The organism is Deltaproteobacteria bacterium, from assembly GCA_016874735.1.
Taxonomy (GTDB): domain Bacteria; phylum Bdellovibrionota_B; class Oligoflexia; order Oligoflexales; family CAIYRB01; genus CAIYRB01.
In genome coordinates this window covers 44,281-68,262 of the sequence record VGTI01000009.1, presented here as the reverse complement: position 1 = coordinate 68,262, position 23,982 = coordinate 44,281, and the positions used below count along the sequence as shown (strand labels likewise).

Annotated in this window: 19 protein-coding genes; 7 read left to right on the top strand and 12 right to left on the bottom strand. The window is 54.0% G+C overall.

Annotated elements, in window-relative coordinates:
- Nucleotides 1-4 precede the first annotated feature (4 nt).
- Both FJ146_06900 and FJ146_06895 read left to right on the top strand, forming a co-directional pair.
- Entirely contained in the window at nucleotides 5-820 is an 816-nt protein-coding gene (locus FJ146_06900) for a hypothetical protein (protein ID MBM4251681.1), read from the top strand.
- 145 nt (nucleotides 821-965) lie between these two features.
- Entirely contained in the window at nucleotides 966-2,720 is a 1,755-nt protein-coding gene (locus FJ146_06895) for a hypothetical protein (GenBank protein ID MBM4251680.1), read from the top strand.
- A 2-nt stretch (nucleotides 2,721-2,722) separates the two neighbouring features.
- On the opposite strand, the gene FJ146_06890 is transcribed toward FJ146_06895, so the two are convergent.
- Nucleotides 2,723-3,670, bottom strand: a complete 948-nt coding sequence (locus tag FJ146_06890) for a hypothetical protein (protein MBM4251679.1) — start codon at nucleotides 3,668-3,670, stop codon at nucleotides 2,723-2,725.
- A gap of 326 nt (nucleotides 3,671-3,996) precedes the next feature.
- Here FJ146_06890 and FJ146_06885 point away from each other — a divergent pair, with 326 nt between their 5' ends.
- Together FJ146_06885 and FJ146_06880 are read left to right on the top strand one after the other, a co-directional pair.
- Nucleotides 3,997-7,257, top strand: coding sequence for a tetratricopeptide repeat protein (locus FJ146_06885; GenBank protein MBM4251678.1), 3,261 nt, complete (start codon nucleotides 3,997-3,999; stop codon nucleotides 7,255-7,257).
- Nucleotides 7,257-8,300: a tetratricopeptide repeat protein gene (locus FJ146_06880; GenBank protein MBM4251677.1), complete on the top strand. Its 1,044-nt coding sequence runs from the start codon at nucleotides 7,257-7,259 to the stop codon at nucleotides 8,298-8,300. The genes FJ146_06885 and FJ146_06880 overlap by 1 nt, the downstream gene beginning before the upstream one ends.
- A gap of 8 nt (nucleotides 8,301-8,308) precedes the next feature.
- Here the strand turns inward: FJ146_06880 and secB are convergent, their stop codons facing one another.
- Nucleotides 8,309-8,749, bottom strand: a complete 441-nt coding sequence (gene secB / locus FJ146_06875; protein MBM4251676.1) for a protein-export chaperone SecB — start codon at nucleotides 8,747-8,749, stop codon at nucleotides 8,309-8,311.
- A gap of 111 nt (nucleotides 8,750-8,860) precedes the next feature.
- Here secB and FJ146_06870 point away from each other — a divergent pair, with 111 nt between their 5' ends.
- From FJ146_06870 to FJ146_06860, 3 genes are all read left to right on the top strand, one after another.
- A complete protein-coding gene (locus tag FJ146_06870) occupies nucleotides 8,861-10,873 on the top strand; it encodes a hypothetical protein (GenBank protein ID MBM4251675.1) in 2,013 nt (670 codons plus the stop codon).
- 54 nt (nucleotides 10,874-10,927) lie between these two features.
- Nucleotides 10,928-11,677: a hypothetical protein gene (locus tag FJ146_06865; GenBank protein MBM4251674.1), complete on the top strand. Its 750-nt coding sequence runs from the start codon at nucleotides 10,928-10,930 to the stop codon at nucleotides 11,675-11,677.
- 197 nt (nucleotides 11,678-11,874) lie between these two features.
- Nucleotides 11,875-12,489: a hypothetical protein gene (locus tag FJ146_06860; GenBank protein MBM4251673.1), complete on the top strand. Its 615-nt coding sequence runs from the start codon at nucleotides 11,875-11,877 to the stop codon at nucleotides 12,487-12,489.
- On the opposite strand, the gene FJ146_06855 is transcribed toward FJ146_06860, so the two are convergent.
- The 10 genes from FJ146_06855 to FJ146_06810 form a co-directional block, all read right to left on the bottom strand.
- Nucleotides 12,479-13,138, bottom strand: a complete 660-nt coding sequence (locus FJ146_06855) for a methyltransferase (GenBank protein ID MBM4251672.1) — start codon at nucleotides 13,136-13,138, stop codon at nucleotides 12,479-12,481. The genes FJ146_06860 and FJ146_06855 overlap by 11 nt on opposite strands.
- A gap of 6 nt (nucleotides 13,139-13,144) precedes the next feature.
- Nucleotides 13,145-13,816, bottom strand: a complete 672-nt coding sequence (locus FJ146_06850; GenBank protein MBM4251671.1) for a hypothetical protein — start codon at nucleotides 13,814-13,816, stop codon at nucleotides 13,145-13,147.
- Between the two features lie 107 nt (nucleotides 13,817-13,923).
- Nucleotides 13,924-15,099, bottom strand: coding sequence for a hybrid sensor histidine kinase/response regulator (locus FJ146_06845; GenBank protein ID MBM4251670.1), 1,176 nt, complete (start codon nucleotides 15,097-15,099; stop codon nucleotides 13,924-13,926).
- Between the two features lie 234 nt (nucleotides 15,100-15,333).
- A complete protein-coding gene (locus tag FJ146_06840; GenBank protein MBM4251669.1) occupies nucleotides 15,334-16,113 on the bottom strand; it encodes an SDR family oxidoreductase in 780 nt (259 codons plus the stop codon).
- 47 nt (nucleotides 16,114-16,160) lie between these two features.
- A complete protein-coding gene (locus FJ146_06835) occupies nucleotides 16,161-17,639 on the bottom strand; it encodes an aldehyde dehydrogenase (GenBank protein ID MBM4251668.1) in 1,479 nt (492 codons plus the stop codon).
- A gap of 17 nt (nucleotides 17,640-17,656) precedes the next feature.
- Nucleotides 17,657-18,064 (bottom strand): RidA family protein, encoded by a 408-nt coding sequence (locus FJ146_06830; GenBank protein MBM4251667.1) that lies wholly within the window; start codon nucleotides 18,062-18,064, stop codon nucleotides 17,657-17,659.
- A 175-nt stretch (nucleotides 18,065-18,239) separates the two neighbouring features.
- Entirely contained in the window at nucleotides 18,240-19,538 is a 1,299-nt protein-coding gene (locus tag FJ146_06825; GenBank protein MBM4251666.1) for a DUF1552 domain-containing protein, read from the bottom strand.
- 15 nt (nucleotides 19,539-19,553) lie between these two features.
- Entirely contained in the window at nucleotides 19,554-21,470 is a 1,917-nt protein-coding gene (locus FJ146_06820; GenBank protein ID MBM4251665.1) for a DUF1592 domain-containing protein, read from the bottom strand.
- A gap of 6 nt (nucleotides 21,471-21,476) precedes the next feature.
- The gene (locus tag FJ146_06815) at nucleotides 21,477-22,190 is read right to left on the bottom strand and encodes a cytochrome c (protein ID MBM4251664.1); all 714 of its coding nucleotides are present in this window, start codon (nucleotides 22,188-22,190) and stop codon (nucleotides 21,477-21,479) included.
- Nucleotides 22,191-22,435: 245 nt separating this feature from the next.
- Nucleotides 22,436-23,956 carry an ABC transporter permease subunit gene (locus FJ146_06810; protein MBM4251663.1) on the bottom strand — a complete coding sequence of 507 codons (1,521 nt, stop codon included), beginning with the start codon at nucleotides 23,954-23,956 and terminating at the stop codon, nucleotides 22,436-22,438.
- Between the last annotated feature and the right edge of the window lie 26 nt (nucleotides 23,957-23,982).

Here is a 23,982-nt window from a genome sequence, read left to right as displayed (position 1 = left end):
TACTTTGAAGCATTTTTCAGCTCTTACTGCGATGATGTTTACCTTGACTGTAACTGCGATAGTAACTGCGCCCATAGGCGCAAAGGCCAAGGCCGATACGCTGAATCTTCCGGTCACTGAGCCAATTCTGGTGCGTATTCCACGCGGCTACAGTGAGATACAGCTCAAATTAAACCAAGCATCAACTGCCAACCCTCTACAAATTATCTTTGCTCCAACTGCAGTATGCCCTTTGGTGCGCATTGGTTCGCTGCAGGTTAAGTTTCTCGACGATGCGCAGTGGTATCCCACCACTGTTGAGAATGGGACGTACTTCAGGCACCGCGGCGGGAACATCGAGTCTGTAAAGATTCTCTTTAACGAGACTCGAGTCCTAGGTGCCACCTGCCAAATCCAAGTGACCGGCATGGTCGATAGCGGGGTTCCGCCGACGCCACCGGCAGAGCCTGATGAAGCCTCGATGGAATACGTCGGCGTCTTTGGCTACCAAGGCGGTTACTTTCACCGCGGCGTCGTCACCTGGGATAGCCCGGCGGCTATCGAGCAGTTTGAAATCCGTATCCCGAGCTACTGCCAAGGTGTCGACATTGTTGAGGCGGGTGCCCTTGATCAGGCACAGAAGTTTGTCTCTGCGGTCGGTATCAATGCGACGCGCCATCTTTACCGCTTCGCATCACCGCAAACATTAAATCAAATTCAAGTATCTCTGAACGGCCCGAAGAACCAGGCTTGTGACATTCCAGTTTACGTACATAAGCAGCAGCAACCCGCCCAAGTCATCGGGGACTTCAGCGGGGACGACGATCGGGACCGTGATTAATCTGTTAAGACACGGTTAAAGGATCAACAGATTTCCCGTCCACAGCCGAAAAAGCTTTGCGTTGGGCCCTGAGTTGTGGTGATTAGGAACATTGCAACCAGGGGCTCACATGTGAGCTTCTTATTGATTCCGGAAACCGAGTCCCATGCACCTAAAAAGAATCGCTCCCAGAGCCATCACACTCCTATGCGGCTTACTCCTCACGCTCCCGGCAGCAGCCAAAGACGCGGGTCTGACCGCAACAAAGGCGGCGCCGCGCACTCATAAGCTCGAGACGGGCTTGACTACCCTGACACCGCGTGAAATTTTCAAACGGAGCGTTAGCGATTCATCGGGCGACATATTTTTTCTGACTGAGCGTTACAATTTCTTGCTCGAACCGACCAGCTTTGACCCCAAAGTTTTTCATGCCAGTCACATTACAAGTCGTATCAACAACAAAGTTGAGACCACGGTCATTCCGGCCCACCCAGATATGACTCATGGCTATGCTTGGGATTACGACCTCCGGGTGCCGATTGCCTTTTACGATCCCTCGGGCCAGTGGTTTAGGCAGGGAACCTTCAGCCAACTTGCCGTGCAGCAGGACATTGCACCGACTCTTGCCGATGTCCTAGGGATCGCAGCGCCAGATCGGGCAGAGGGACGCGTGTTGGCTGAGGCTAGAGCCAAACCCACGACCAAAAAGCCGAAGCTCGTGGTGCTCGTCGTCCAGGATCAAATGGGGTGGCAGTACTACGACGCCCACCCTACGCGCCTTCCCTATCTGAGGTCGCTGTTTCGCCGCGGTGCGTTATTCACCAACGGCCAGGTGGCCCAGGTTGATGTGGAGACGGCACCGGGGCACGCTGCTATAGGCACGGGTGCCTATCCGCGAGGCCACACGATCAGCGCCAATTACCGTTGGCAAACCGGACTCTGGGCGCCGCATGCGGTTTACGCCGCCAATTTTTCTGAGGCCGCCCATAGTGACGAGTTCCCCCTGCAGCTAGGTGCTGCTACTTTAGCTGACGTGTGGCTACAGAGCCAAAACAACGCACCCGAAGTGTTCTCCCTATGCGCTGCCGCGAGGGCCTCGGTATCCCTCGGTGGCCACGGTTCCATGTTCGGCCATAACAAAAAGACAGCAGTAGTCTACTTTGAAGAAAAGGGCGACAAAGCTGGGACCTTTAACTCTGACCCAGCTTATTACCGCCTGCCTGCATCCTTGGACGGCAAATCTGTAGAGCCATACGGGGAGCGCCTCCTCAGCGCCCAAGGCGGCAAGTGGTTCGGCAACACGCTGAGAGACAAAAACGGCAAGATCAGTCCGTCCGCCGTTAGGGCCACCCCAGCTATGGTTGAATTCGAGCGTGATCTCGTCAACGCCGCAGTTTCCGAGCTAAAGCTTGGACAAGATGAGGTGACAGACCTCCTGTTCATCAACTTCAAATCTAGCGATTACTGCGGCCATCACTACGGTTACGAGAGCGATGAGTGTGCCCAGGTTCTGGATGCCATCGATCAGGCTCTTGCAGATGTCATCACCAAGGTCGAAAAAATCACCGCAGGTGAGCTAGTAGTTGCCGTGACTGCCGATCATGGGGCACCACCGCTTCCAGAACTAAGTGGTGGCGTCCGGCTCGACCGCGCCAAGCTCCAGGCGGATCTCAATGCCAAGTTTAGCGAAGATGGCGGCCGCATCCAAGTGGTGCCGTTCATCGGCGCGTCCCAGCTCTGGTTAAACCGCAAGGAGCTGAAACGCCGGGGCTTCAGCATTGCTGATGTTAAGGCGTTCCTGCAGGACTACGAGGTACCGATGACGGCGCCATGGAACATGCTAGCCGACCAATGGCGCGCCAAAGGCAAGCCAGCCACGGTTAAATTCTTCCGTGACGTCGTGAGTCGGGACGAGCTTTAGGCTCATACCCACGGGACGTTGATCTCCACCCTCCGGTCATCGCTTTGTAAGGTTTGGTCCTTACTAAGTTGGTTATATATCGTTAAGATGGCGTTACGGTAAGTTGCGGCACCGTAACTCACGCCATCACGGAATGCTGTGTAGCCACCCCGCACGTAGTTAAGCGTGCTTTGAAATCCCCAGGTTCGGAAACCTTTAAGCAAGTAGCTGATCACCTGAGTCAGCTTTGCCGGGTCATTTAGGGAGGCACCATAATCGGTACCGGTGTACCCGAGCTTGGTCAGCATGTCGTAGTTTAGATTGAGGATGCTCACGTTGGCCGAAGGCGTACGGTCCTTGCTGGCGTCGCGTTGGTTGAGACTCATATGCGTGGTCTCTTGCATGGCGATGGCAATGATCACTGCCTTTTCCTGAGCGTTGCCACCAGCGGCATTGATCGCTGCTACCAGAGCCTGCTTGTTGCGCCGCAGTGTATCGCCGTAGCTTGAGAGTTTGAAACTCGCGTTTCCAGGTACACCGAGACTCAGAGCCGGCATCCCACCTGGACTCGGTGACGGTGAAGGCGATGGCGAGGGGCTAGGAGGAACCACAGTGGTTCTTACCAGACACGAGTGCGACCCCCGAGGATCCGTGACATCTGGATCCCAACCGTAGCCACCACCGGTATTACTGCCATTGGTGCAGTAGGGATAGCCATTGGAACCGGTGGGCGCCACGAGACATGAATGCGATCCTTTCGGATCTTTAACCCGTGGATCCCAACCGTAGCCACCACCAGTGTTACTCCCGTTAGTACAGTAAGGGTAGCCGTTCGCACCGTAGGTGAGCCCGAGCTCTGAGGAGCCGTTTCCTACCTTTTTTTCGTATACGGAGTTCCCACACCCCAGGAGTACCACTCCGACTAAGATGAAGGCCCCAAATGAGCTTAGACGCGCACTGTGTACCACCATAGAGTACCGCCTCCTAATTTTGATTTGTTTATGAGCGATGGCCTCACTCCAAGTAAAATTTCGGATTTTGGTGGAGCAAACTTAAAAAAATCTTCGCACTGCACATCAAATTGCTGATCTCGCGATGAAAAGACACACCGTCTGGTCGGCGAATTAACTTAGTTTTTTTACAACGGAGTCAAAAAATACCGCTCGACCAAGTACAAACGCGCTGTGGTCAAACTTGCAAAAATGTGCACGCTGCGGATTTAGAGTGGACAAAACAGCGCGTCATTAACTTCAATGTTTCTGAATTATTATAAGTTTCTCTAAAGCTTTGACGCGGAATGGCCGACGCTGCCTTGGTCTGCGAGGTCCCACCGTGGGCAGTTAGAGGTCAACTAAGAGATGGGAGCAACCAAGTGAACGTAACTAAGCTCTACGCTTTTCGCATCGTTCTGGCGACTACCCTAATCTGCGCGCAGACCAAGGCCTTCGGTGAGTCGACGGGTGCATCAGGGGACGAATCTCTTGGTGAATCAGATGGCAGGGTTCAGCCTCGTCTCATTTCTAACTGGCAGCAGCCTGCCGTGGAAGACACGGATGCCTTCATCGCTGCACTTCCCCAATTGGGCGAGAACGCCAGTGAGGACGAGGCCGCACCTTCGAATGTGAAATTTGCGATTGCTAGCGTTAGCAAGGTACTGAATGCCCAGGCTGACAAAAGAACGCGTGCTAAACTCCAACATCGCTTAGCAGGCCTTTATCTATTGGCAGCATTAGAGACCCGTCGTACCGAGTTGGCCGAATACAAGTCGGAACTCGCCAAGCACTATGCAGAAGCAAAGGAAACCAAAGAGCCCCAGGCCGACCATGGACGCTCGCAGACATACCTAATCAAGGCCCTAGATACGTACCGTAATCTGCTCGCGGCAGCTCCGGCCTATCATGCCCGCGGCGACGTGGCCCTAAACGTGGGACGCATCCTAGCTAGACTTGGTAGCCCGAATGCTCTGCCAGACTTAACAAAAGTGACCGTCGATTTCCCCAAAACCGGTTATGCCGATCGAGCCAAACTTCTGATCGCCGAGCTGCAACTGAAGAATCCAAAGAGCGCCGAGGAGGGCGAAAACTTACTCGTCTCGCTAGCTAAGTCGAAAGATCGCAGTATCCGCGCCTATGCAAAATACCGCACGGCATGGACAGACATTAAAATAACTCCCGCCGCGAGTAGCGATGACCAAGCCTTTGGGGGCGGAGACTCAACGTCGTCGGCAATAACGACGATGCGCGAACTCGCTGCGCGCGAGTGTCGCACCACTCCTAGCGCTGCTGGCCAGATACTCTGCCGTCAGATCAACGATGATCTCGTCTTTCTTTTTGGTAACAGTCAGCAAATCCCAGTTGCTGAGAGCTATTTCAAAGCTCGTCGCGACTTTGATCGCTATTACTTGACCTTAGAACGCGCGGCAGCTCTGTATGCCAAAGGCCGTAAGTTTCACGAAGCAGGTCTAGTCCTGAAGAAACTCATACACGATGCCCCAACGCGAGAACACACCCCCTGGTCCTACCTCGCTCTTGCCGATGCCGAGAGACGAGCTGAAAACCCAGGCGCTGTAGCCGAGGCCTTTGAGCAGATGCTACGTGACTGCGTCCGGGCCGGCGGTGTGTTCGTCAAGGCACACGCGGCGGAAAAAACCCTAGTTGCAGACGCACGCGATCTATTCGGCAAGGCTTCCGCAGAGACGGCTGTCAGCTTCATCCGTGAAAACAAGGAAAAGGGGTTGAGTGATTACTTAGCGGCTAGCAACAGAATTTTCGCCGTTCACCTTAGTGCATTTCCTAGCGGTCCTGAAAGTGACAAACTACGGTTTCTGTATGCTGACGGACTGCATACAGAGGAAAAGCCGGCCGAATCCGCCTACCAGTTTATGATGGTTGCCAGAGACGCGGATCCAAGCTCTAAGCTAAAAAATCGCGCTGCCGAGCACATGTTAACGCTGCAGCTCGAAGTCTCGGGTCCTGCACCCGCAATCACCCCGGAAGCCTGGGCAACCTTGAAGGCGAGTGAACCACTGGCGAAACTCGAGTCCCAGTTGGTTGCAGTCAGTGACACGTACGGCAAGATCTTCCCCAGTAAAAAAGTATCTGCCGAATTAGCTCTCCGTGCAGCAGCGCTCTACCTGGCACATGGTTATGCCGGGGATGCACTTGGGCGCGTCAAATCGCTCGCTCTGGCGGCCCCCCAATCTGCGCCATCAGCAGTTGGCATCGTCATGCTACTGTCTTACCACAACACCAAACGTGAGTGGGACGATGCGATCAAGATCGCAACCCACTTCAGCGAACAAGAGTCTCTTAAAAACACAGCTGTGCAACGCAAGGTTGGCGAAGCTTGGCGCTTTGCTCTGTGGAGTAAAGCCACTGATCTGAATGAACGCAAAGAATACGCCGCCGCCGGCCGCACGTTTTCCAGCTATGCAGAAACATTTCCTGCTGACAAAGCAGCCGACCAGTCCTTGGTAAACGCGAGCGCTGCTTGGTTGAAGCTCGGCAATGGGGAAGAAGGCCTGAAACCCTGCCACACCCTGATTGCCAATTACGGCAAGTCGCCGCTACGCCCGATCTGCCTCCTGAGCATCGCCAGTGTATCTGAGCAGCGACTTGAATACGCGGCCGCTGCTGAAGCCTACGCGCAACTTGCCGCAGCATTACCACAGCAGGCGGACCGGGCGACTGAGGCATTCATGCGGTCAGCCGAGCTTTACGCCGACGATCACCAATTCGAAGCATCGGCTCAGACTCTGCGTACTTTACTAGGGCGCTATCCCTCCCATCAGCGTGCTCCGGCAGCTCTCTTCCGCTTGGGTCAGGTCGAAGCATCACGCGGAGAGATCGAAAAAGCGGTGGCTGCCTACGATCGCTACCAAAGGACCTATCAAGGTAGCCATGTGAGTGAAGCACTGCTCGCGGCGGCCAACGCTGCCATTCTGCAGATTGAGAAGAACCCAGCAGACGCCAAGCGTCGCGTCGATAGAGCCGCCAAACTAGCAGCCGCCGCTGCACCTAATGTGGCTCTCGAGGCGCGTTCCATCCTAGCTGCCTACCAGTTCGAAAGAGTCCGTGCAGGACGCGAACAAGTGACTCTCAGTCCCATCGACGAAAGCAATCTGACCATGTTTAGTAAGTCGCTGACTACAATCAAAGCAGAAATGCGCGCTGCTGAAAATGCTTTCCAATCTGTGATTCAAACGGGCGACAGTGTGTTTACGGTCGCCGCCCGTTATCAGCTTGGACTGCTCTACGAACAAGCAGTCAACGCCGTGAAGGCCGCTCCTAGCTCTGGTGCGATGAGTGGCTCAGAACTGACCAGTGCCATCAACCAGCGCGAGGCCGCAATTCTAGAATTCAAGACTGCTATGAACAGCCACTGGGAACAGGGTGCCAAAACCGTACAGACGGGGGACCGTCACAACAGGTGGCTGCGGCTGACACGGGCAAAGCTAGCGCAGTTGTCCCCCAACCGCTTTGCTGATCACGGGGAAATCATGCTGAAACCAGTCTTCACGTCACACGTGATCACTGCCGATATGACGGAGACAAACTAATGCTAAAAACCTCCACGCTTGTCTTGGTGTTTCTGAGTACTGCCGCATGTAAAACTACGGGCAATGGCCGTAACAGCGGGTGGACCTCGTTCACGCAAATGCTACGGGGATCAGAGAGTACTCCCACAAACTATGCCGCTATGGGCCATGACCGGCTGGTTAGCGAAGCTACCACTGGCAAGGAACCGGATCTCAAAGACCAGAGTGTCGCCTTGACCGAAAAGCTGAAAAAATCTCCCCGCGACATCGAAGCGCTTTTGGCTCTAGCCCGGATTAAGATCGTGCTTAAAGATCCTCACGCTGCAAAAATCTTAGCGCGTCGCATCTTATCGATCGACTTTCGCAGCCGTGGTGCAAAAATTGTCATGGCTCATGCTGCTTTTCTCCAAAAGAACCTGGACGGGACACTGTCGATTTTGCGCCAACTTGGCGGCGAGAACGCTACGGAAAGTGAGAGCCTCAACCTTCTAGCAACGGTTCTCTACCAGAAGGGCGAAGAGCGAAAGGCTGAGGGGCTGTATGCACGTGCCGTCAAACTAAACCCCGGCGACGTCGCAGCGCGCATGAATCTGGGTATCATTTGTTTGCGTAGTGAGCGCCTGACTCAGGCTGAAGAGCTCTTTGGCCAGGTGCTCAAGCTGAAATCTGACCATGCCGATGCTCTTGCACACATGGGTGTCGTTCAGGCGCAGCGTGGCCACAGCGCGCAAGCCATAGAATATTATAAAAATGCCAAGAGCGAAAACCCTGAGAGCGAGGTCGCAAGTTATAACCTCGCTCTTGCACAAAAGCGCTCAGGAGATTTCGACAGCGCTGTCGATACCCTGGAAGACATGCTTAAGGTGAAAGCACTCTCCTTAGCCGGCCATGATGCGGCCTTGGCGCAGTTGGAGCTAATCCGTAACGCCTCCAGTGCAACCTCGACCATCACCGGGACGGAGGTCGACAAAATTATCGCCGACGCGAAACAGCAACGCAGCAAACGGTCAACGACGTCTACCGGTGATGTTTATTTAACGTCCAATGTCGGTAGCTATCCCTGATCCGAAGTTTAGCTAAGACGCTCTGGTTTTTCCTCATGTCTGAATTCAAAATTGATCGGAGCCAACATCAGAGGAGGGAATCCTCCCGCCACGAGGGCCTGATCAATAGCCTGCCTCGCGTAAGGGAATAGAACGTTAGGGCAGACCACACGCAGTGCATGTTCCATGTGAACACCCTCGGGTCCTCTCACATCAAACACACCAGCCTGTTCGATCTCAACTATAAACCCAACGTCTTGACCTTCGCGCGCCTCCACGTTGAGACCGAGAACCACTTCGTAAAGAGTCCCATCGACGCGCTGGTGCTTGACCACAAAGTCGACTTTTACCTCGGGGCGCCATGCAGCCAGGAAAATCTTCGGTGACCGCGGCGACTCAAATGATAGGTCCTTAACATATATGCGATAAATTCCTAGTTGCACACCCTGACCGGCCGCTTGGTCCTGCATAGCCCCTCCACCTCTACCATCGATATGGGAACATTTTACCCACTATGGCCGGTCTCGCTAAGAATGGCCAGCGCAATCGCAACATCCTAATCTCAGGATGTTTTTTAAAGATTGCGACCATCGCTCCTAAACTCCTGGGTCAATTTTGCCGATACGCCGTCAGATCAGGAGAGCCGGCTTGGATCTCCCGAAAGGAGCGTAGTGGTCGTTCGTAACAAAAGTCGCTTGCTGCATCGGTCCTTCAAAATACTGACGGCCGTCGGGATTTTTTTGGGCGCAGCTGGATGTGGCGACGAGCTGGAACCAGGAACACCCTCTGGCCTGACGGGCCAGCTGCCCTTCCCGCTGATTCAGCTATCTCAGGCCACTGCCAACCTCACGGTTCATCCATTTAGCATTGCGGCATTCAAAAGGGGTTTGAACCTTTTCGCAACGGGCCAAATCAATTTTACCGAAGCTATTAAGTCAATGGTGGCGGAACAGCTGCCCACCAATCTCCAATTCGAAATTAAAGAATCAGGGCTGCCGCAGCTGAATGGAGCAAGCAGGCGCTTCGACGGTAGCTTTACGGCGCGCGGCATTCCCATCTACGGAACCTATTTAGCGGCCCATTTGCTCAATGATAGGTCACCGTTTATTCTCGGAACGCTACCTTCCGTCAGTAACGAGGCGGTTCAAAATGCCCCGTCTACATGGCCAAATTGGGAAACTACGCAAGCTGTGGTCCGCCAGGGTGTTGCCGCGCAGGGCATGAATACAGCAAACCTAGAATTCACTGCACCAAAGCGGTATTACCACGCGTCCTCTGCAGCAGCCCTGCGCCCCGCTTGGCTGATGATCGCTAAAGTGGACGGATTACCATACGAAGTACTCGCCGATGATCGCGATGTTATCAGCTTTTCTCGCAGATTTTTTGAGGTCGAGGGCGTTGCAAATGTGCTTCCGCAGAACGCATTTGATGCCACGGTGACTGAATATAAACTAAAGGACCTTACCGGAGACGGCACCCTAACCAGTAACTACCTTCAGGCGCGCGTCCCGGCTTCGATGATACAGGCCAAAGAATCAACGCACCGCTTTATTTACTCACGAAACGATCGTAGGTTTGATCAGACCAATGCCTACGCCCATACAGACGAACACTTTCGCTGGATGCTGGGACTCGGTGGAAAAACTTACGGTGCACTACCCTTGCATTTGGAGCTGCACCAGGTCGTGAATGGGACGACTAATAACGCATTATTTATTCCGGGAAGTGACGATACTAGCGATCCGTTCATCATCGAACTTGGGGACGGCGACGGCGTAGGACTGCAAAATCTTGCAACTGATTGGGACGTGCCGTCGCATGAGGCCGGTCACTACTTCGTTTATAACTATTTAAAAGTGACGAAAGACGAGCCACTGGGTTTACACGAGGGTATCGCCGATCTCTTGGTCTATCTCCACAAAAGTATCAAGGGCAGCAAACAAGCGGCCTGCCTCGGCGAGTCCATTTGTCCCGCGAACTCTCCCTACTGCGTAAAGTCCACGTGCTTGCGCACGGGTGATCACGACTGGACTTTCGACGGTCCCGAGTGGCAGAAATGGTCGTCTGGACAGCCCTTCCCCAGTCGCTGCTGCGGTCACAAGCATGGCCAGGTCATCAGTGCGATAGTTTGGGATCTCGTGAAAAATAATCAAATGAGCGCCAGCGATGCCGCAAACCTGACTATGACTGCTATCACATATTTCAAGGGAGATAGCGGCATACGCGATTTACTGTTGTCACTGCTTACCGCTGACAAGAATATCTTCAACTGCCAGTTTGATACGGTAATCCGCCAATCCATTAGCCGCCGAAAGTTTGACAGCTTCATTGCCGACGCAGGGATCGGATGCGACAACATACCGCAGCTGACTGGCACTGGCTCAACTCTCACAGTGGCGCAGACGACTCAAACTGAAAGTTCGACATCGAGTAAAAGTAAATTCTTCGGCATCGACTGGGGCTGCGGTGCCATCGGACACCAAGGTGGCGGCACCGCCGAAGGTGTAATCCTTCTCCTCATGATCCCGGCTTTAGCAGCCTGCGTGACGCCGACCGCAGCGAAAGTTATCGCGACAAGGCGTCGCCGCAAGTGATACCATAGGGGCGCATCTCGTCTCATATTGAGACCTTGAGCTTCGAGGACTTCGATGCTGGCAACGCTAGTCAAAGGCACAGAGTGGTCTCAACTGACAGAATATCTTTCGCCGGTATTCTTTCAAATCGTTCCTCCCCTGAAAATGGCGGGTAAACTAAAGTCATTAGCGGGTGGCTACCTTAGCTCACATGCCTTCAATACCGCATTAACCACCATCCGCCCCGCGCTTGAAACTAGTGGTCTTGGCGTCTCCCTGGTGGCTCCAGGATCTGTGGTCACGGCACAGGGAGGAGACGATGACAGCACGCGCAGGCGACGTGGCGATTTAATTTTAAGGCTCTATTTCTGGCAGATCTTTAACCTCGACGTCAACCTTCTGGACTTTCGCCGGAGGGCCTTCCACAGTGATGGTGACCAGTTAGTTTGGCAACCAGCAGCATTGTTCAATCACTGGGATAAAGACTTTGTCGCGGCAGTAAGGCAAATGTACATAGGTTTTTATCACACCCGTCACGATATCATGGATACCGCTCTGCACAAACTTGGCCTATACGGCGCTAAAGACACGCTACTAAACCATTTTGGCACTAATCAAGACTGCGTCTACTTTGACCTAGCTAAATTCCGTTCGACTTTTCACGACGTTTTTCTCGCATGTAAAAAGGCAAGATCCCAGCTTCACCCGGATTTTTTGGCTTTGGGCGGCATCCTCGCTTGTCTATACGAACACCTGGAGCAGCTTGGCCTGGGCCTTGATGTCAAAGCTGCATTTCACGATGTGATTCGGGATGTTACGGTCTAGTTACGGTCTAGTTGCGGTCTAAAATCCCGCAACATCGGCGCTCGCTGCCACCCCGCCTTAAGATCCGGCGATTACCGTGTAATTACAAACTTACCTGCAACTCTTTGTCAAAATCTAAAGTTTCTCGCCGCTATGCCGATAAGGAACTCGTGTGAGCTGATTCCGCTCATACGCATCAACCCTAGAGGCTAACCTAAATGACTAACCTGCTTCGTACTAGATTCAGTCGGCGTTCGCTATTTGGCCATAAAGTCAGTAGCCTATTTGCTCTGACCCTGATGCCAGCCCTACTACAGGCCTGCGGCACGCCCGATGCCGAACAGGCGGGAACCAATCAAACCGCCCCCGGCAAAGGGGCGCGTCGATCCAGCGGTGACTCCAAGTCTAGCAAACGATCTAGAGACTCAGAGTACGAGGAAAGTGGCGACACTGGGGAAGTTAAATCGACGCTGGCGTCTAACACGCCAACGCAAGGCACCGCCCAGGCACTGCCGGCTAACAATACAGCCACGCAGCAGCCATCCACGCAATTAACTCCGTCGACGACCGTGAATTCCAGGGTCACGGGAGCCAAGCCCGATAGTGGCTTTTTTGCTCGTGGCGCCCCAACTCTTAGCCTAGCTCAGATTAGTGCGGGTCAGCAGGTGGCGGCGAAGTGCGAGGGCGGGCTACACGATCTAGTAATCGAGCCACAGCATCTACAGGCCCTGGCCCAAGGGCAGACTGTTACCATTAAGAGCTCGGTACACACTCACTTTGCTAACCCCACCGTACATGGCCACTCGGTAACATACACCCCTATTATGGGCTAAACAGATAAATGGGAACATCTAGCGAAGGTGCCACCGGGACGTCACCAAGATCCGGTGGGAGCTTTACCACGGCCTCTGCTTGCAGATTCTTTGGTAAATAGCCTCGGCCTGGGTCAGCCATGAGCACCTTGGTGCCCGAAGCGGCTAGTGCTTCGAACCACGGTAGCACTCTCTGCACCATATCGTGGCCATAGGTCACATCCCCCACAAGCAACCAATCAACGCCAGGTAGCTTTGCTCCTATGATATCGTGCGGGTCAAGACCTAACTCGATCCCATTTAGCGCAGCGTTCTCCCGGCAAGCCCAAAGCGCCAGAGGATCGATGTCGCAGGCCACAGTGCGGGCCGCACCAACGAGCGCCGCCGCCACACCAACCACCCCGCAGCCTGCACCAAAGTCAATCACAGTTTGATCGTGGACAAGATCCGGTCGGTCGAGCAGATAACGCGCCAAGGCGGTACCGCCTGGCCAGCAGAAGGCCCAGTAGGGATCGACAATCCCCTGATTCTCAAGGTCCTTGGGATCGCTATGCCACCATGGTAAATCGAATGTGACCAGTCGCAGATTAATCTCTGGTATCGCACCCGGCGTCACTATCTTCGTGTTCGCCCTAATAAGGGCCTCAATCCCCATGTCCAACATGCGCACCAAGTACTAAATTTTGGAATATACAATCACGTCCAGGGTCTTCGACCTGGTCTCTTTACTAGCACAGTTATTCTGGCCGTAACAGCTCCCTAACTGAAGCTTTTTCCCCACCACCTTAATGAGGCGGTAGGTGGTCGGAGGCTCAATGCACGCCGTCAGGTCGGTTTCCTGACTGGGCTGAAAGGTGAGTGTCTTGCAAGCCGGCTTTTTAATTCCAAGCTCTGAAAGCGCTTCAAGAGCCTTAGCTTTGTCAGGCAAGCGCGGCTGCACGATAAACTTAGTAATTGCCAGATCAAAATCGAGCGATCCCTCGACAGATTTACTGACGCTTCCGAAAGTACTGGTGCCAATCTGTTTATCCGTCCATACAATTTTACTCGCATCGGCACAGGCTTCGTCCTGGTAATGCTCCGTCTGCGACGTGAGTTGACCACCGGATTCTATGGTCAGAGTGGACTGGGTATATTCGGGAGTGGCGGTTGCAGGGATGGTGGGGTCTAGGATACAGGTCGACCTCCAGCTCCCAACAACGGACTCGGCGGTAGTTACCGGCTCTGGTTTCTTCGGTTTCTTTTTCGAGTCACCTGAGGAAGCCGGCTCGCTCCCGCCGCCACTGGACGCTTGATTACAGCTCACCACTAGTAGCAAAGTTGAGACCACCCGCCCGATTCTTTTCATCGCAACATCCCCTGTCAATTAGTCCGCACCCAACCGAAATCCCTCGGTGAGGCACAGCCACCTGCGTGCACCGCATCAAATCCTTATCGGAACCTCCCTATTTAACTTTAATTTTTATCGCAAATCCCTGTAACATTTACCTTTTCAGAATCGCTAAGCATCAGCTCCAGTGCCGCCGGCAGCTTGTCAATACGCCCACTTATGTGAGCTTCGCGGCGCCCCACATCCAAAGAGGCGTCCGTCGCCAGGTAAACAGGTAGCGTGGGCAGTCTGGCGCGCAGTTCTCCAGCAAGCTGCAGCCCATCAAGCTTGCAGTTATCGAAATAGAAATCGGTAACCACAAGTTTGAATTGCGTTAGAAACCCTGGATTCACCCGGATGTGATCGAGCAGAGCAAAGGGATCCGCTGCCACATGAACCGCTAGTCGATCGGCAAAATAAATCTGCCATTCCTGCGCTATAAAGGGATCATCCTCCACGAGTAAAATGTGATCCCGTTGTCCTGTTGGCTTCGCGGCAACGAGCTTGTATTGCCCCCGCTGCAGGCAATCACTTATGGATGTCAGAGGCAGAGTACAAATAAATTCCGTGCACCCATCAGGATGGGACTCATCACGCCGCGACACACAGTCTATACTACCTCCGTGAGCTAGCATGACTTGCTTGGCAATGGTGAGACCAAGTCCAGTGCCTCGTGCCTTGCCACGAGTGAAGAAACTCTCGAAGATCCGCTGCCTGTATTTAGGCTGCACGTAGGATCCTGTGTTGCCGATGCGAATTTCGACCTTATCGTCCCGAGCAGCCATGCGTATCCAAACTTTACCTTGTTTGGCCGTTGCTTCAAGGGCGTTACTAACGATATTGGTAAATGCGCGCAGCAATTTATGCTCGTCACCTTGAGTCACGTAACCCTCGTAAATGCTGTAATTAATGCGTCCTTGGGCCTCTGGATCAAGGTCCGTACATTGTTTAATTGCCGTGTCCAGTATGTGACCTAAGCTGACATCGCCATGCTGATGGCGCGTCCTGATGCGACCGATATCCAAAATGTCCTGGACCATCTCTTCTACATGCACGACTGCGCGATCAATGCGTGGCAACATGTGCTCGCAAATATCATGCATCTCCTCCAAGCTCCTGGCTCTTTTAATTTTACTAATGACCACACGCAGAAGGGAGAATGGGCGCCGCGCATCATGTGCTAACATCTCTACGGCTAAACGCAGCATGGTGATGGATGTGGTGGTGTTCTCTGAGCACTCTCGGTGACATGCAAGACCCATACAATCTCCCCCTTAACGTAGCGGCGTAAGTTGGGGACGATCGCACGACAGCAACGCTGCATAGCCATGACAGGTATCGTCGGTGAAGTCATTTGGTAAAGAATCGCACCGGGTGCCGGTCCATTTCTTTACCCCCGAGTACCTGATGCTAGCTGCATCAGGTACTTATGACTCACCGATCGCCCCCAAATCTAGCTAGAGCAATCACTGTGCCAACCTGACGTTGGACCGAATTCAAAAGCCGCGGCGGAGACCGCCATCGACTGGGATATGGACTCCCGTGATATAACTCGCAGCGTCTGATGCCAGAAAGGCGACCAGCGCAGCCAGCTCCTCCGGCCGTCCCATCCGCCGCATGGGAATCTGCGTCTGACTACGCTCCATTTCTTCGGCAAGTGTCGTGCCATCGCGCAACGCTTTAGCGCGACGTAGATCCTCAATGCGCTGCGTATGGATGATTCCCGGTAAAACCGTATTGACCGTCACTCCGTCTTTAGCAACCTCACTGGACAAAGTTTTGGTAAATCCGGTCACCGCTAAGCGCATAGCGGTCGAGACTACGAGATTTTCAATCGGCTCAAGCACACTAATCGAAGTGATGGTGACGATGCGCCCGAACCCCTGCTGGCGCATCGATGGCAGTAGAGCTGTCGTCAGCAGAGTGGAGCTGAGAAACACCTGCTCGAAACCCTTCTGCCAAGCCTCGCGCGTCGTATCAGAAGCTGCAGTGGGGGCTGGACCGCCGACATTATTAATCAAGACATCGACACCGCCCAGGTGTCTGGTGGCTTCCTTGGCTAGCAGCTCAGGTGCCCCCGGCGTAGTTAGATCGGTAACCACTGGGTAAACACGGACCCCATACTCATCGCTGATAGTTGTGGCAGCCTGCCGTAACCGGTCCTCACCGCGCGCGCAGATCACAAGATCCATTCCCGACGATGCAAGCGCCTTGGCTGTCGCCAGGCCAAGGCCGGTTGAGGCCGCTGATACTAGGGCGCGGCGTCTGCTATTTATTGCCTTTGTCACGACTCGACTCCTCACTAGACATCAAGAATTCTCTTTCAACGCATGGCCATCGAGATGGTCTTCAGCTCGCTAAAGAAATCTAAACTATACTGCCCACCCTCGCGTCCAATACCGCTGCGTTTCATCCCGCCAAATGCCGTGTGCAAATCACGAGAGAACCAGGTATTGATCCAGACGAGACCCATACGAGCGCCCCGAGCAAATCGCTGAGCACGATCGATGTCCTTTGTGAACACCGAACATGATAGGCCGTACTGCGTGCCGTTAACGAGCTGTAAGGCTTCGCTCTCGTCATCAAAAATTTGCACCGTCAGCAGCGGACCAAAGACCTCTTCCTGAATCAGTCTTGAGTCTTGGGTTACGCCGGTCACTACGGTCGGCTCAAAAAAGGCTCCCTGCGGCAAGTCCACTGGCACGTCACCACCACAAAGAATCTCCACGCCAGCAGCAGCTTTAGCATATGCGGCGTAGCTTGAAACTTTGTCGCGGTGATCACGGCTGACCAATGAACCCATGGTCGTGGCTGGATCCAAGGGATCGCCAACTCGAATACGGCCGACGGCAGCAAGAACTTTTTCAATCACCTGCGAGGCAACGCGACGCTCCAAGAGCAGCCTTGACCCCGCAAGACAGATCTGGCCCTGATTGCGAAACGCCGCTCGTACCGCGGTTTCAGCCGCCTGTTCTAGATCAGCGTCGGCAAAAATCACGGTCGCTCCTTTGCCGCCAAGCTCAAAAGACAGCTTCTTTAGGAGTGGCGCAGCCGTCCGCATAATGGCCTCACCCGTGGAGGTCTCGCCAGTAAAGGAGATAGCCTTGATGTCCGGATGCTTGACGAGCGCCTCACCGGCTCCACCTGCGCCAAAACCTTGCACGATGTTCACCACACCGGGTGGCAGACCTGCGGCGTTGCATATGTGTCCCATGGCCATAGCCGTGAGTGGCGTCAGCTCGGCCGGTTTTAGGATGACTGCATTGCCCTGCGCAAGGGCCGGTGCCAGCTTCCAGGTGGCCAGGTATAGCGGCAGGTTCCACGGTGTAATAAGCCCGACGATACCCATGGGCTCGCGCACCGTCGTGTGCAGAGTGCCGTCATCACCAAGGTAGCTTGGCGCCATTTGGTGGGCCGTCAATTCGGCAAAGAACTGAAAGTTATGTGCTGACCGGGCGATATCACCGTCGAAGGCCTCGCCGTAAGGCTTGCCACTATCAAGGGCCTCGAGCCTTGCGAAAGCCTGACGGTGCTCCATCAAAAGTTCGGCGACGCGTCGCAAAACGGCGGCCCGCTGCGACGGTGTGCTACGCCCCCAAGGGCCAGCCAAGGCTGCCTTAGCAGCATCGACAGCACGCGCCACATCGGCAGATGAGCCAAGAGCTACTGCACCCAGTGAGGTGCCATATGCAGGGGCTATATTATCGTAGGTCGCACCGGCTGGCGGTTCAATATAGGCCCCACCAATAAAGTGACCGTGGCGTGCTGGTAAAAGTTCAACCAATTTATGTTTATGAAGCATCTGCGTCACACCTGACCTCAGGTTGGGAAGGCGGCAATCGCCTTCATCTCGACAAAATTATCACCAGGAAGGCGCACCACAGCGACGGTGGTCCTTGTCGGTGCCGGCGTCGCCGCAAAAAATTCGTTCCAGACCTCGTTCATGGCTTGAAATTCACCCATGTCAGTAAGAAACACGGTGACATCGACCAAATCCGCGCGGCTCAGACCCTCGGCCTTAAGCGCCCTCTCTACGTTGGCCAGAACGGCTGCGGTTTGCGCCGCGATATCGTGGGCCGTCACAAGTCCCATACTGTCGCGCGTGACCCCAGCGTAAGCGTTAGTCACGGGATCACGGGACCCCTGCCCGGCGACAAAAAGCAGACTACCAACACGCCGCGTGTGCACATAGGTCGCCATAGGTTTTGTAAGCGATTTCGATGTCATAGCCGCTCCGCAGAAGCCGAAATGATAGCCAGCATTCGGTAGCCTCTCGCCGAAAGTTTGCTAATCTACTAGCACTTCTCGGGACGAAGCACAAATCGGAGCCGAGCCGGCAAGCATCCCGCCGTCAGCACCGTCCCACCCCGTGGTTGTTGCCTCTGTCCGCTGCCTGGTCGGTTCAGCCAAGAATTTCCGTAAGGGGACCAGTGCCTAGCATCGGATCGCCAAAAGTCGGATTCGCAACCCCCGCAGCGTGGATGAGGCTGATGAGTAGGTGGTTGTAGGAGCGATCTTGTAGGTTCAAATTCTGCCCAGCGCGAAGTTTACCACCCGCACGGCCAGCTACCAGGCAGGCTATGTCTCTGAAGTTATGTAAATTCGAATCACCGAGCTCAGTGGTCACTAAAACCATACTGGCATCCAAGAGATTTCTGTCGCCTAGGTTGACAGCCTTCATCGCGTTCAAAAGATAAGCCACCTGCTCCATGTACCAACGCTGGCAGTTAGCAAAGTGGTTACCATAAAAACCGTAAGCATCACCGCCGTAATGCGACACATCGTGGTGCCCAAATGGGACGTCAGGTCCACCAGCAAAGTTAAAGTTGGTAGGACTCACGGCATGGGACCACTGCAAGAGACCCACCGGGGTGATCCCACAAGCTAGGGCCTGTACCATGATATCAGTCATGATCTGACCGACTTTGCCGAAGGCATCATTCATTTCAAAGGATTTGGGGTAGCCATTTTCCTGATCTGGAATCGTAAGTCCGCGCCAGTTGACATCGCGCGAGCAGGTGGCTCCCTGACTCTGACCAGCGCGGCGCTCAAGTTCGCGTAGCGCCTCTAAGTGCACTGCTAGCTTCTTCTGCTCGGTGGTACCGAGTTTATAGCGCAGTCCTTGCACCTCCCCGCGAGCATAGTCGAGGACGCTGCGTTTTTGTGACATCAGGTCTTGTTTATTTTCCAGTCCTCCCGCATTAAAGACATCGTAAAAGGCCCGCTTAGGGTTGTCCTGAACCGGTGCAATAGCACCCGAGCTGAGATAAGTAAGGTGCTTGTCTGACCCAGACTGAAAGTTGGCACCGACACCGAGCCGCAAATTTTTCTGCTGGTACTGGCCTCCCAGGCTGTCACCGAGAAAGTTATCAATGGAGTAACGCTGATCCTGACGCGAGGTGCCGGTAAGACAAAACTGCGCGCCGTTTTCGTGACTACCGTTAGTCCGGAAGACGAGACCACGCACGAAGCTTATATCACCGCGGAGATCCCGTAGTGGACTTGTGATATCGGGAAGATTCCCGTCGGCATTGGGAAAGAAGCGATCGGCAATATTGCCATCTGGGTAGTAAACAAAAAGCGCTCGCAGTGGCGCTGTAGCAGCGAACGCTTCCTCCTCAAGCAGGGTACGCATGAGCGGGATAGCGATGCATGACATTCCGGCATAACGAAAGAGACCACGGCGTGACAGTGTGTTCATAGTAATCCCTCTCACCTACGGTTGACGACGCCTAAAGGCGTCCAGTGTCGGCACAGTTAAAAAAATATTGGACACCCTACGGCCACCATCGACAAATGCTCTGTCGAGATCCTTCACCGCACACGCACTCTTCTGGTCGTCATCGTGACCAGCTGCGTACCTATAGACTTGCTTGCTGACGCAAATTTCAGCTTGGGGGCTTGTGGCTAGATAACGACTTAGTCCAGCCGTGCCCCAAAATTCGGTTTTAGCACCACCCTTGCTGAATACTTGACCTTGGGCGTCGATGTTTCGTCCTGCCTCTACCTTTTTAAGCCGGCCTACGGCATCCATGTCTTCCATGCCAAAACCAATGCCGTCGATGCGCTGGTGACAAAGGGCGCACGCTTCATCTTGGGAGTGCTTTGCAAAGCGTTCACGGACTGTAGCATTAGGATCCCGTGGCGGAGGCGTGATCTGTAGAGAGGTAGGTGGCGGTGGCACCGACTGGCATAGGAGTCGATCTAAGACAAAAACGCCACGTTTGATAGGCTCTGATTGTTCGTTACCCGCGAAGGTCGCGAGGATACTAGCATGCCCCAGGAGCCCACTTCGTTCGTTACTGCGGTAGCGAATATATCCATTGTTGGTTGGAATACCGTCGTAAATTGCTGCTAGAGGTTGATCACCAACAGTGTAATCCGCTTGGTAAAGGTCCGCAACGCTGCCACCGCGATCGAGAACCATATGACTGAAAAAGTTCTTAGTTTCGGTCAGAAGCTTTTGGCGATGATCGCTATCAAAGTGCGGAAACAAATTTTTATCTTTATTAACACTGAGCACACCATCGGCTCCGAGCCACAAAGAGGCAAAATAACCCAACTGTTCCCTGGCTCTTGGGTCTTGCCACAGCCGCTGGGCCTCTTGCGCAATGACCGAGCGATCGGTCAAGCGGCCGGCCTCAGCTTGAGCGATCAGCTGATCATCGGGCGAGGTGCCCCAGTACATATAGGATAGCGCTTGGGCCATCTCCCAAGAGCTGAGCTCGTAGTAGCCACCACGTAGCTCCCCAAGTTCAAATCGGTAGAGGAACCGCGGCCCCATGAGCAACCCTTGAATGAGACGCTCCATGCCATCGTCAAAACTACTACCAGTTTGGTAGAGAGAGGTCAGGCGTGCCTCTTCCTCTTGATCTATAGGACCACGCCATGCACGTCGTCCGAACCCACGCAGGAACTGACCAACACAGCTGGCGTCACGCCCCGGACAATTCATGTACCGTCCCAGATCTTTCACCATCTGTTGCGACACGAGTTTCGCGGCGCTGTAGTATGCCTCAGCATGGGCCTCTGTAATCAGTCCGTTGGCCTCATGGTTGTCAAAGCCGTGGGTCCGCATTTCCCTCGGGAAATCTCGGGTGACATCCGTCTTGAGTCCGGTGATGGTCTCAATCGTACGCTGATACTCTCGTGCTGTTAAGAGCCGCAAAAGGCGAGGACCATAGCTTGGCTTATCACGATCACAGCCAACATCGATCGGTGGAAACCGGCCACCTGTCGCATCACAAACATAAATTGTGAGTGGGTTTGGACCAGATTTTAAGTCAAAAACGTTATCATCTCCGCAGGCAATACTGCTTAGGACCAAACTGTCATTTTTATAATAGTCGAGTTGCAACACGGTTTTGACTGGCGGCAACTGTGCCTGAATGGCGCCCTTGCCTTTAGCCATGCCAAATTTAGCCACTTTTTCTTTTGACGCGGCGGCGGGCCAAGCGCTCAGTTCAAGCCGGTCGTAGTCTTCGCCACTGATTTCCTTCACCGTCACTGTCGCCAAACGCGATGCCGGACCGCCGCGACCCTTTTTTTTCCAGGTCTGGCAGCCGGTGATTCCCGTGGTACCCACGGCAACCATCGCAATGGCGATCAGAGATTTGAGGAAACTTTGACGCATGCGCTATCACCTAAATTTGGTGAATACATAAGAGGCAATGTCTGTTGCGCAGGATTCGTCGCAACTGCCCGGGCTACTGACTGGCATCGTATCTATTGTCACTTTGATGAACGCTTCTTTAGACCCGCAGGTTTTACATTGCCCACGAAGCGAGGAGCCAGCCGCAGTGCCCTGTCCCACGTCACCGTGGCAGGCTGCGCATTGTACGGTATAGAGGGCTAAACCTCTTTCGGAATTCACAGATTGTTTCTTAAGAGGCGTGATCTCTACGCTCGCATCTTCAACCGGTTTACCCTCCGGCGTACACACAACAATATTTAGTTTATTTATTCCAGGCTTCACGCTTTGTTTGTGGCTCGCCTTATCGGCATCACCGCAGAACGCGGTGCTTAGCGTCTGCTCGCTACCACGAAAGTACGATAGCCCAAACTGATACGTGTCGGGCTTCAGGGTGATCGCAATCGTCGCAGGTCCGCGCGGTACTTCTTGGCTCACGACGGGCTTGTCGCTTTCAAACTGCGTCACGAATAACTGCATGCGATCGTAATCCTCACCCTCAAGTGCGGCAACGGTGATCGTCGCTAGTTTATTGCCACTACGGCCTGACATCACACAGCCGGTGGTCAAGGCACTTACCGTCACGACTAATCCAAGAATTCCGAGAGCCCAGCGAGTCAGCTTCATGATCTTCATCTCCCAATTGGCCACATGGCGCGGCATCCGCTTTGGACAGGTATCGCAGGATCCGTGCCAACCATCGCCCGATGGGGGCTGGGTTCACAAGGATCCTCGAAAAGTCCGGTAGTGAGCTAAAATAATTTATGAATTCGGCTGTGCTGGCCAGGGAGCGCAGAAAACTTTAGCGCCAGTGTGTCGCCCTCTGTCAAAACCCTTTACACCCAGTGCGAAACAAGTTGCCACCTGCAGGGCCCTCTTCTCGGGTCGTTTGCTTGAGTCTTGGATTTTTACGTTGCCGCTTGCCGTAGCCCGCGCGGGATCACAAACTTTTCTAGCCATCCGAAGGCCACCTGTATCACGACGGCCAATAAAGCTGCCGGAACGGCTCCGGTGAGGATGACAGCCATATCATCGTGACGGATACCCTCAAGGATCGGTTCGCCGTAGCCACCCGCCCCGATGATTGCGCCCAGCGTTGCCGTGCCAACATTTAGGATTGCTGCGACTTTGACACCAGCGATCATAAGCGGCGATGCCAGCGGCAACTCCACATCCCAAAGGCGTCTCCAGCTAGATAGCCCGAGGGCCTCGGCCGACTCCCTGAGAGACGGCGCTATGCCGACAATACCCTCATAGGTGTTCTTCATTATGGGTAAGGTGCCGTAGATAAATAGAGCCGCGAGAGCTGGAGGATAACCTACCCCTAAAAACGGGATAAGAAATACCAGTAATGCTAACGACGGGATCGTCTGTGCAACGCCGACGAAACCAAGGGCGTACACGCCAAATTTAGGATACCGAGCGGCCAATACACCGAGCGGCAATGCCACTAAACAATTGAGCGCGAGAGGGATGAACACTAAAGTCAAATGGCGCAGGGTGTCTTCGGCCACGCCCTTGAGCGATTCGTTAATTCTGCCGAGGTGCTTTTTGGGTTTGATAGCGATACCGATTGATCTTAGGAACCTGGTGGCCGCAGTGGCTTCAGATTCGGTACCTTCACGTACCGCAGCATTCATGGCAATCATGTCTTTTTCGCTGATATTGCCAGAAATGTGTGACAGTGATCGCATTAGCCCAGGGTATTTAGCTGCTGTGTCGAGACGGTATAGGTAGATAGCCTCGTACGATGGAAAAATTCTGAGATCATCCTCCAGGGCCACGATGTCATACGCTTTAATCTCGGCATCGGTGCTATAGAGGTTAGTCACGTCGATATCACCAGATGCTAAGGCGCGGTAGGTGATTTGGTGTTCCATGGTCTTTGGGTGCTTGTGAGTCAGGTGATATCGTCGTTTGATCAAGGGCCAACCATCGTGGCGCTCGACAAAATCGTTACCGAAACCAAGTTTAAGTTGCGGGTGAAATCGCAGATCGGAGATTTTGCGAATGCCGAGCTGACGCGCTTTATCTGCGCGCATGCCGAGAATATACACGTTACTGAAACCTAAAGGGCGTGACACCCCGATGCCGTATTTGGCAAGCGCAGCTGGCAGATCGAAGTTGTGAAGCTCACCGGTCATGCCGAGAGTCTCCCGAATCACAGTTCCGGTGTAGTCACCATAGGCATCGATCTCACCACTCTGTAGCGCCTTCCAAAGGATCGGACTGTCACCAAGACTGGGGACGTGCTGGGCGGGGACGCCGTTACTGTTTAGTAGCTGCGTCAGCGCCTCACCGAGTATGACGGCTTCGGTAAATGTCTTGCTTGCAACCAGAACGCCACGTGGCCGCGCCACCGCGGCCGAGCACATCAGAATGGCACCCACCAACAGCACGCGCCCATAAACCTGCCTCGTCGTAGCCATTCAGCCCTCCCCCTCGCGATCCATAA

Coding starts and splice junctions, on each gene's coding strand:
- FJ146_06880 (MBM4251677.1), top strand. CDS start 7,257: ATGCTAAAAACCTCCACGCTTGTCTTGGTGTTTCTGAGTACTGCCGCA.
- FJ146_06865 (MBM4251674.1), top strand. CDS start 10,928: ATGCTGGCAACGCTAGTCAAAGGCACAGAGTGGTCTCAACTGACAGAA.
- FJ146_06810 (MBM4251663.1), bottom strand. CDS start 23,956: ATGGCTACGACGAGGCAGGTTTATGGGCGCGTGCTGTTGGTGGGTGCC.
- FJ146_06895 (MBM4251680.1), top strand. CDS start 966: ATGCACCTAAAAAGAATCGCTCCCAGAGCCATCACACTCCTATGCGGC.
- FJ146_06850 (MBM4251671.1), bottom strand. CDS start 13,816: ATGAAAAGAATCGGGCGGGTGGTCTCAACTTTGCTACTAGTGGTGAGC.
- FJ146_06845 (MBM4251670.1), bottom strand. CDS start 15,099: ATGGGTCTTGCATGTCACCGAGAGTGCTCAGAGAACACCACCACATCC.
- FJ146_06815 (MBM4251664.1), bottom strand. CDS start 22,190: ATGCCGCGCCATGTGGCCAATTGGGAGATGAAGATCATGAAGCTGACT.
- FJ146_06835 (MBM4251668.1), bottom strand. CDS start 17,639: ATGCTTCATAAACATAAATTGGTTGAACTTTTACCAGCACGCCACGGT.
- FJ146_06860 (MBM4251673.1), top strand. CDS start 11,875: ATGACTAACCTGCTTCGTACTAGATTCAGTCGGCGTTCGCTATTTGGC.
- FJ146_06890 (MBM4251679.1), bottom strand. CDS start 3,670: ATGGTGGTACACAGTGCGCGTCTAAGCTCATTTGGGGCCTTCATCTTA.
- FJ146_06830 (MBM4251667.1), bottom strand. CDS start 18,064: ATGACATCGAAATCGCTTACAAAACCTATGGCGACCTATGTGCACACG.
- FJ146_06820 (MBM4251665.1), bottom strand. CDS start 21,470: ATGCGTCAAAGTTTCCTCAAATCTCTGATCGCCATTGCGATGGTTGCC.
- secB (MBM4251676.1), bottom strand. CDS start 8,749: ATGCAGGACCAAGCGGCCGGTCAGGGTGTGCAACTAGGAATTTATCGC.
- FJ146_06885 (MBM4251678.1), top strand. CDS start 3,997: ATGGCCGACGCTGCCTTGGTCTGCGAGGTCCCACCGTGGGCAGTTAGA.
- FJ146_06825 (MBM4251666.1), bottom strand. CDS start 19,538: ATGAACACACTGTCACGCCGTGGTCTCTTTCGTTATGCCGGAATGTCA.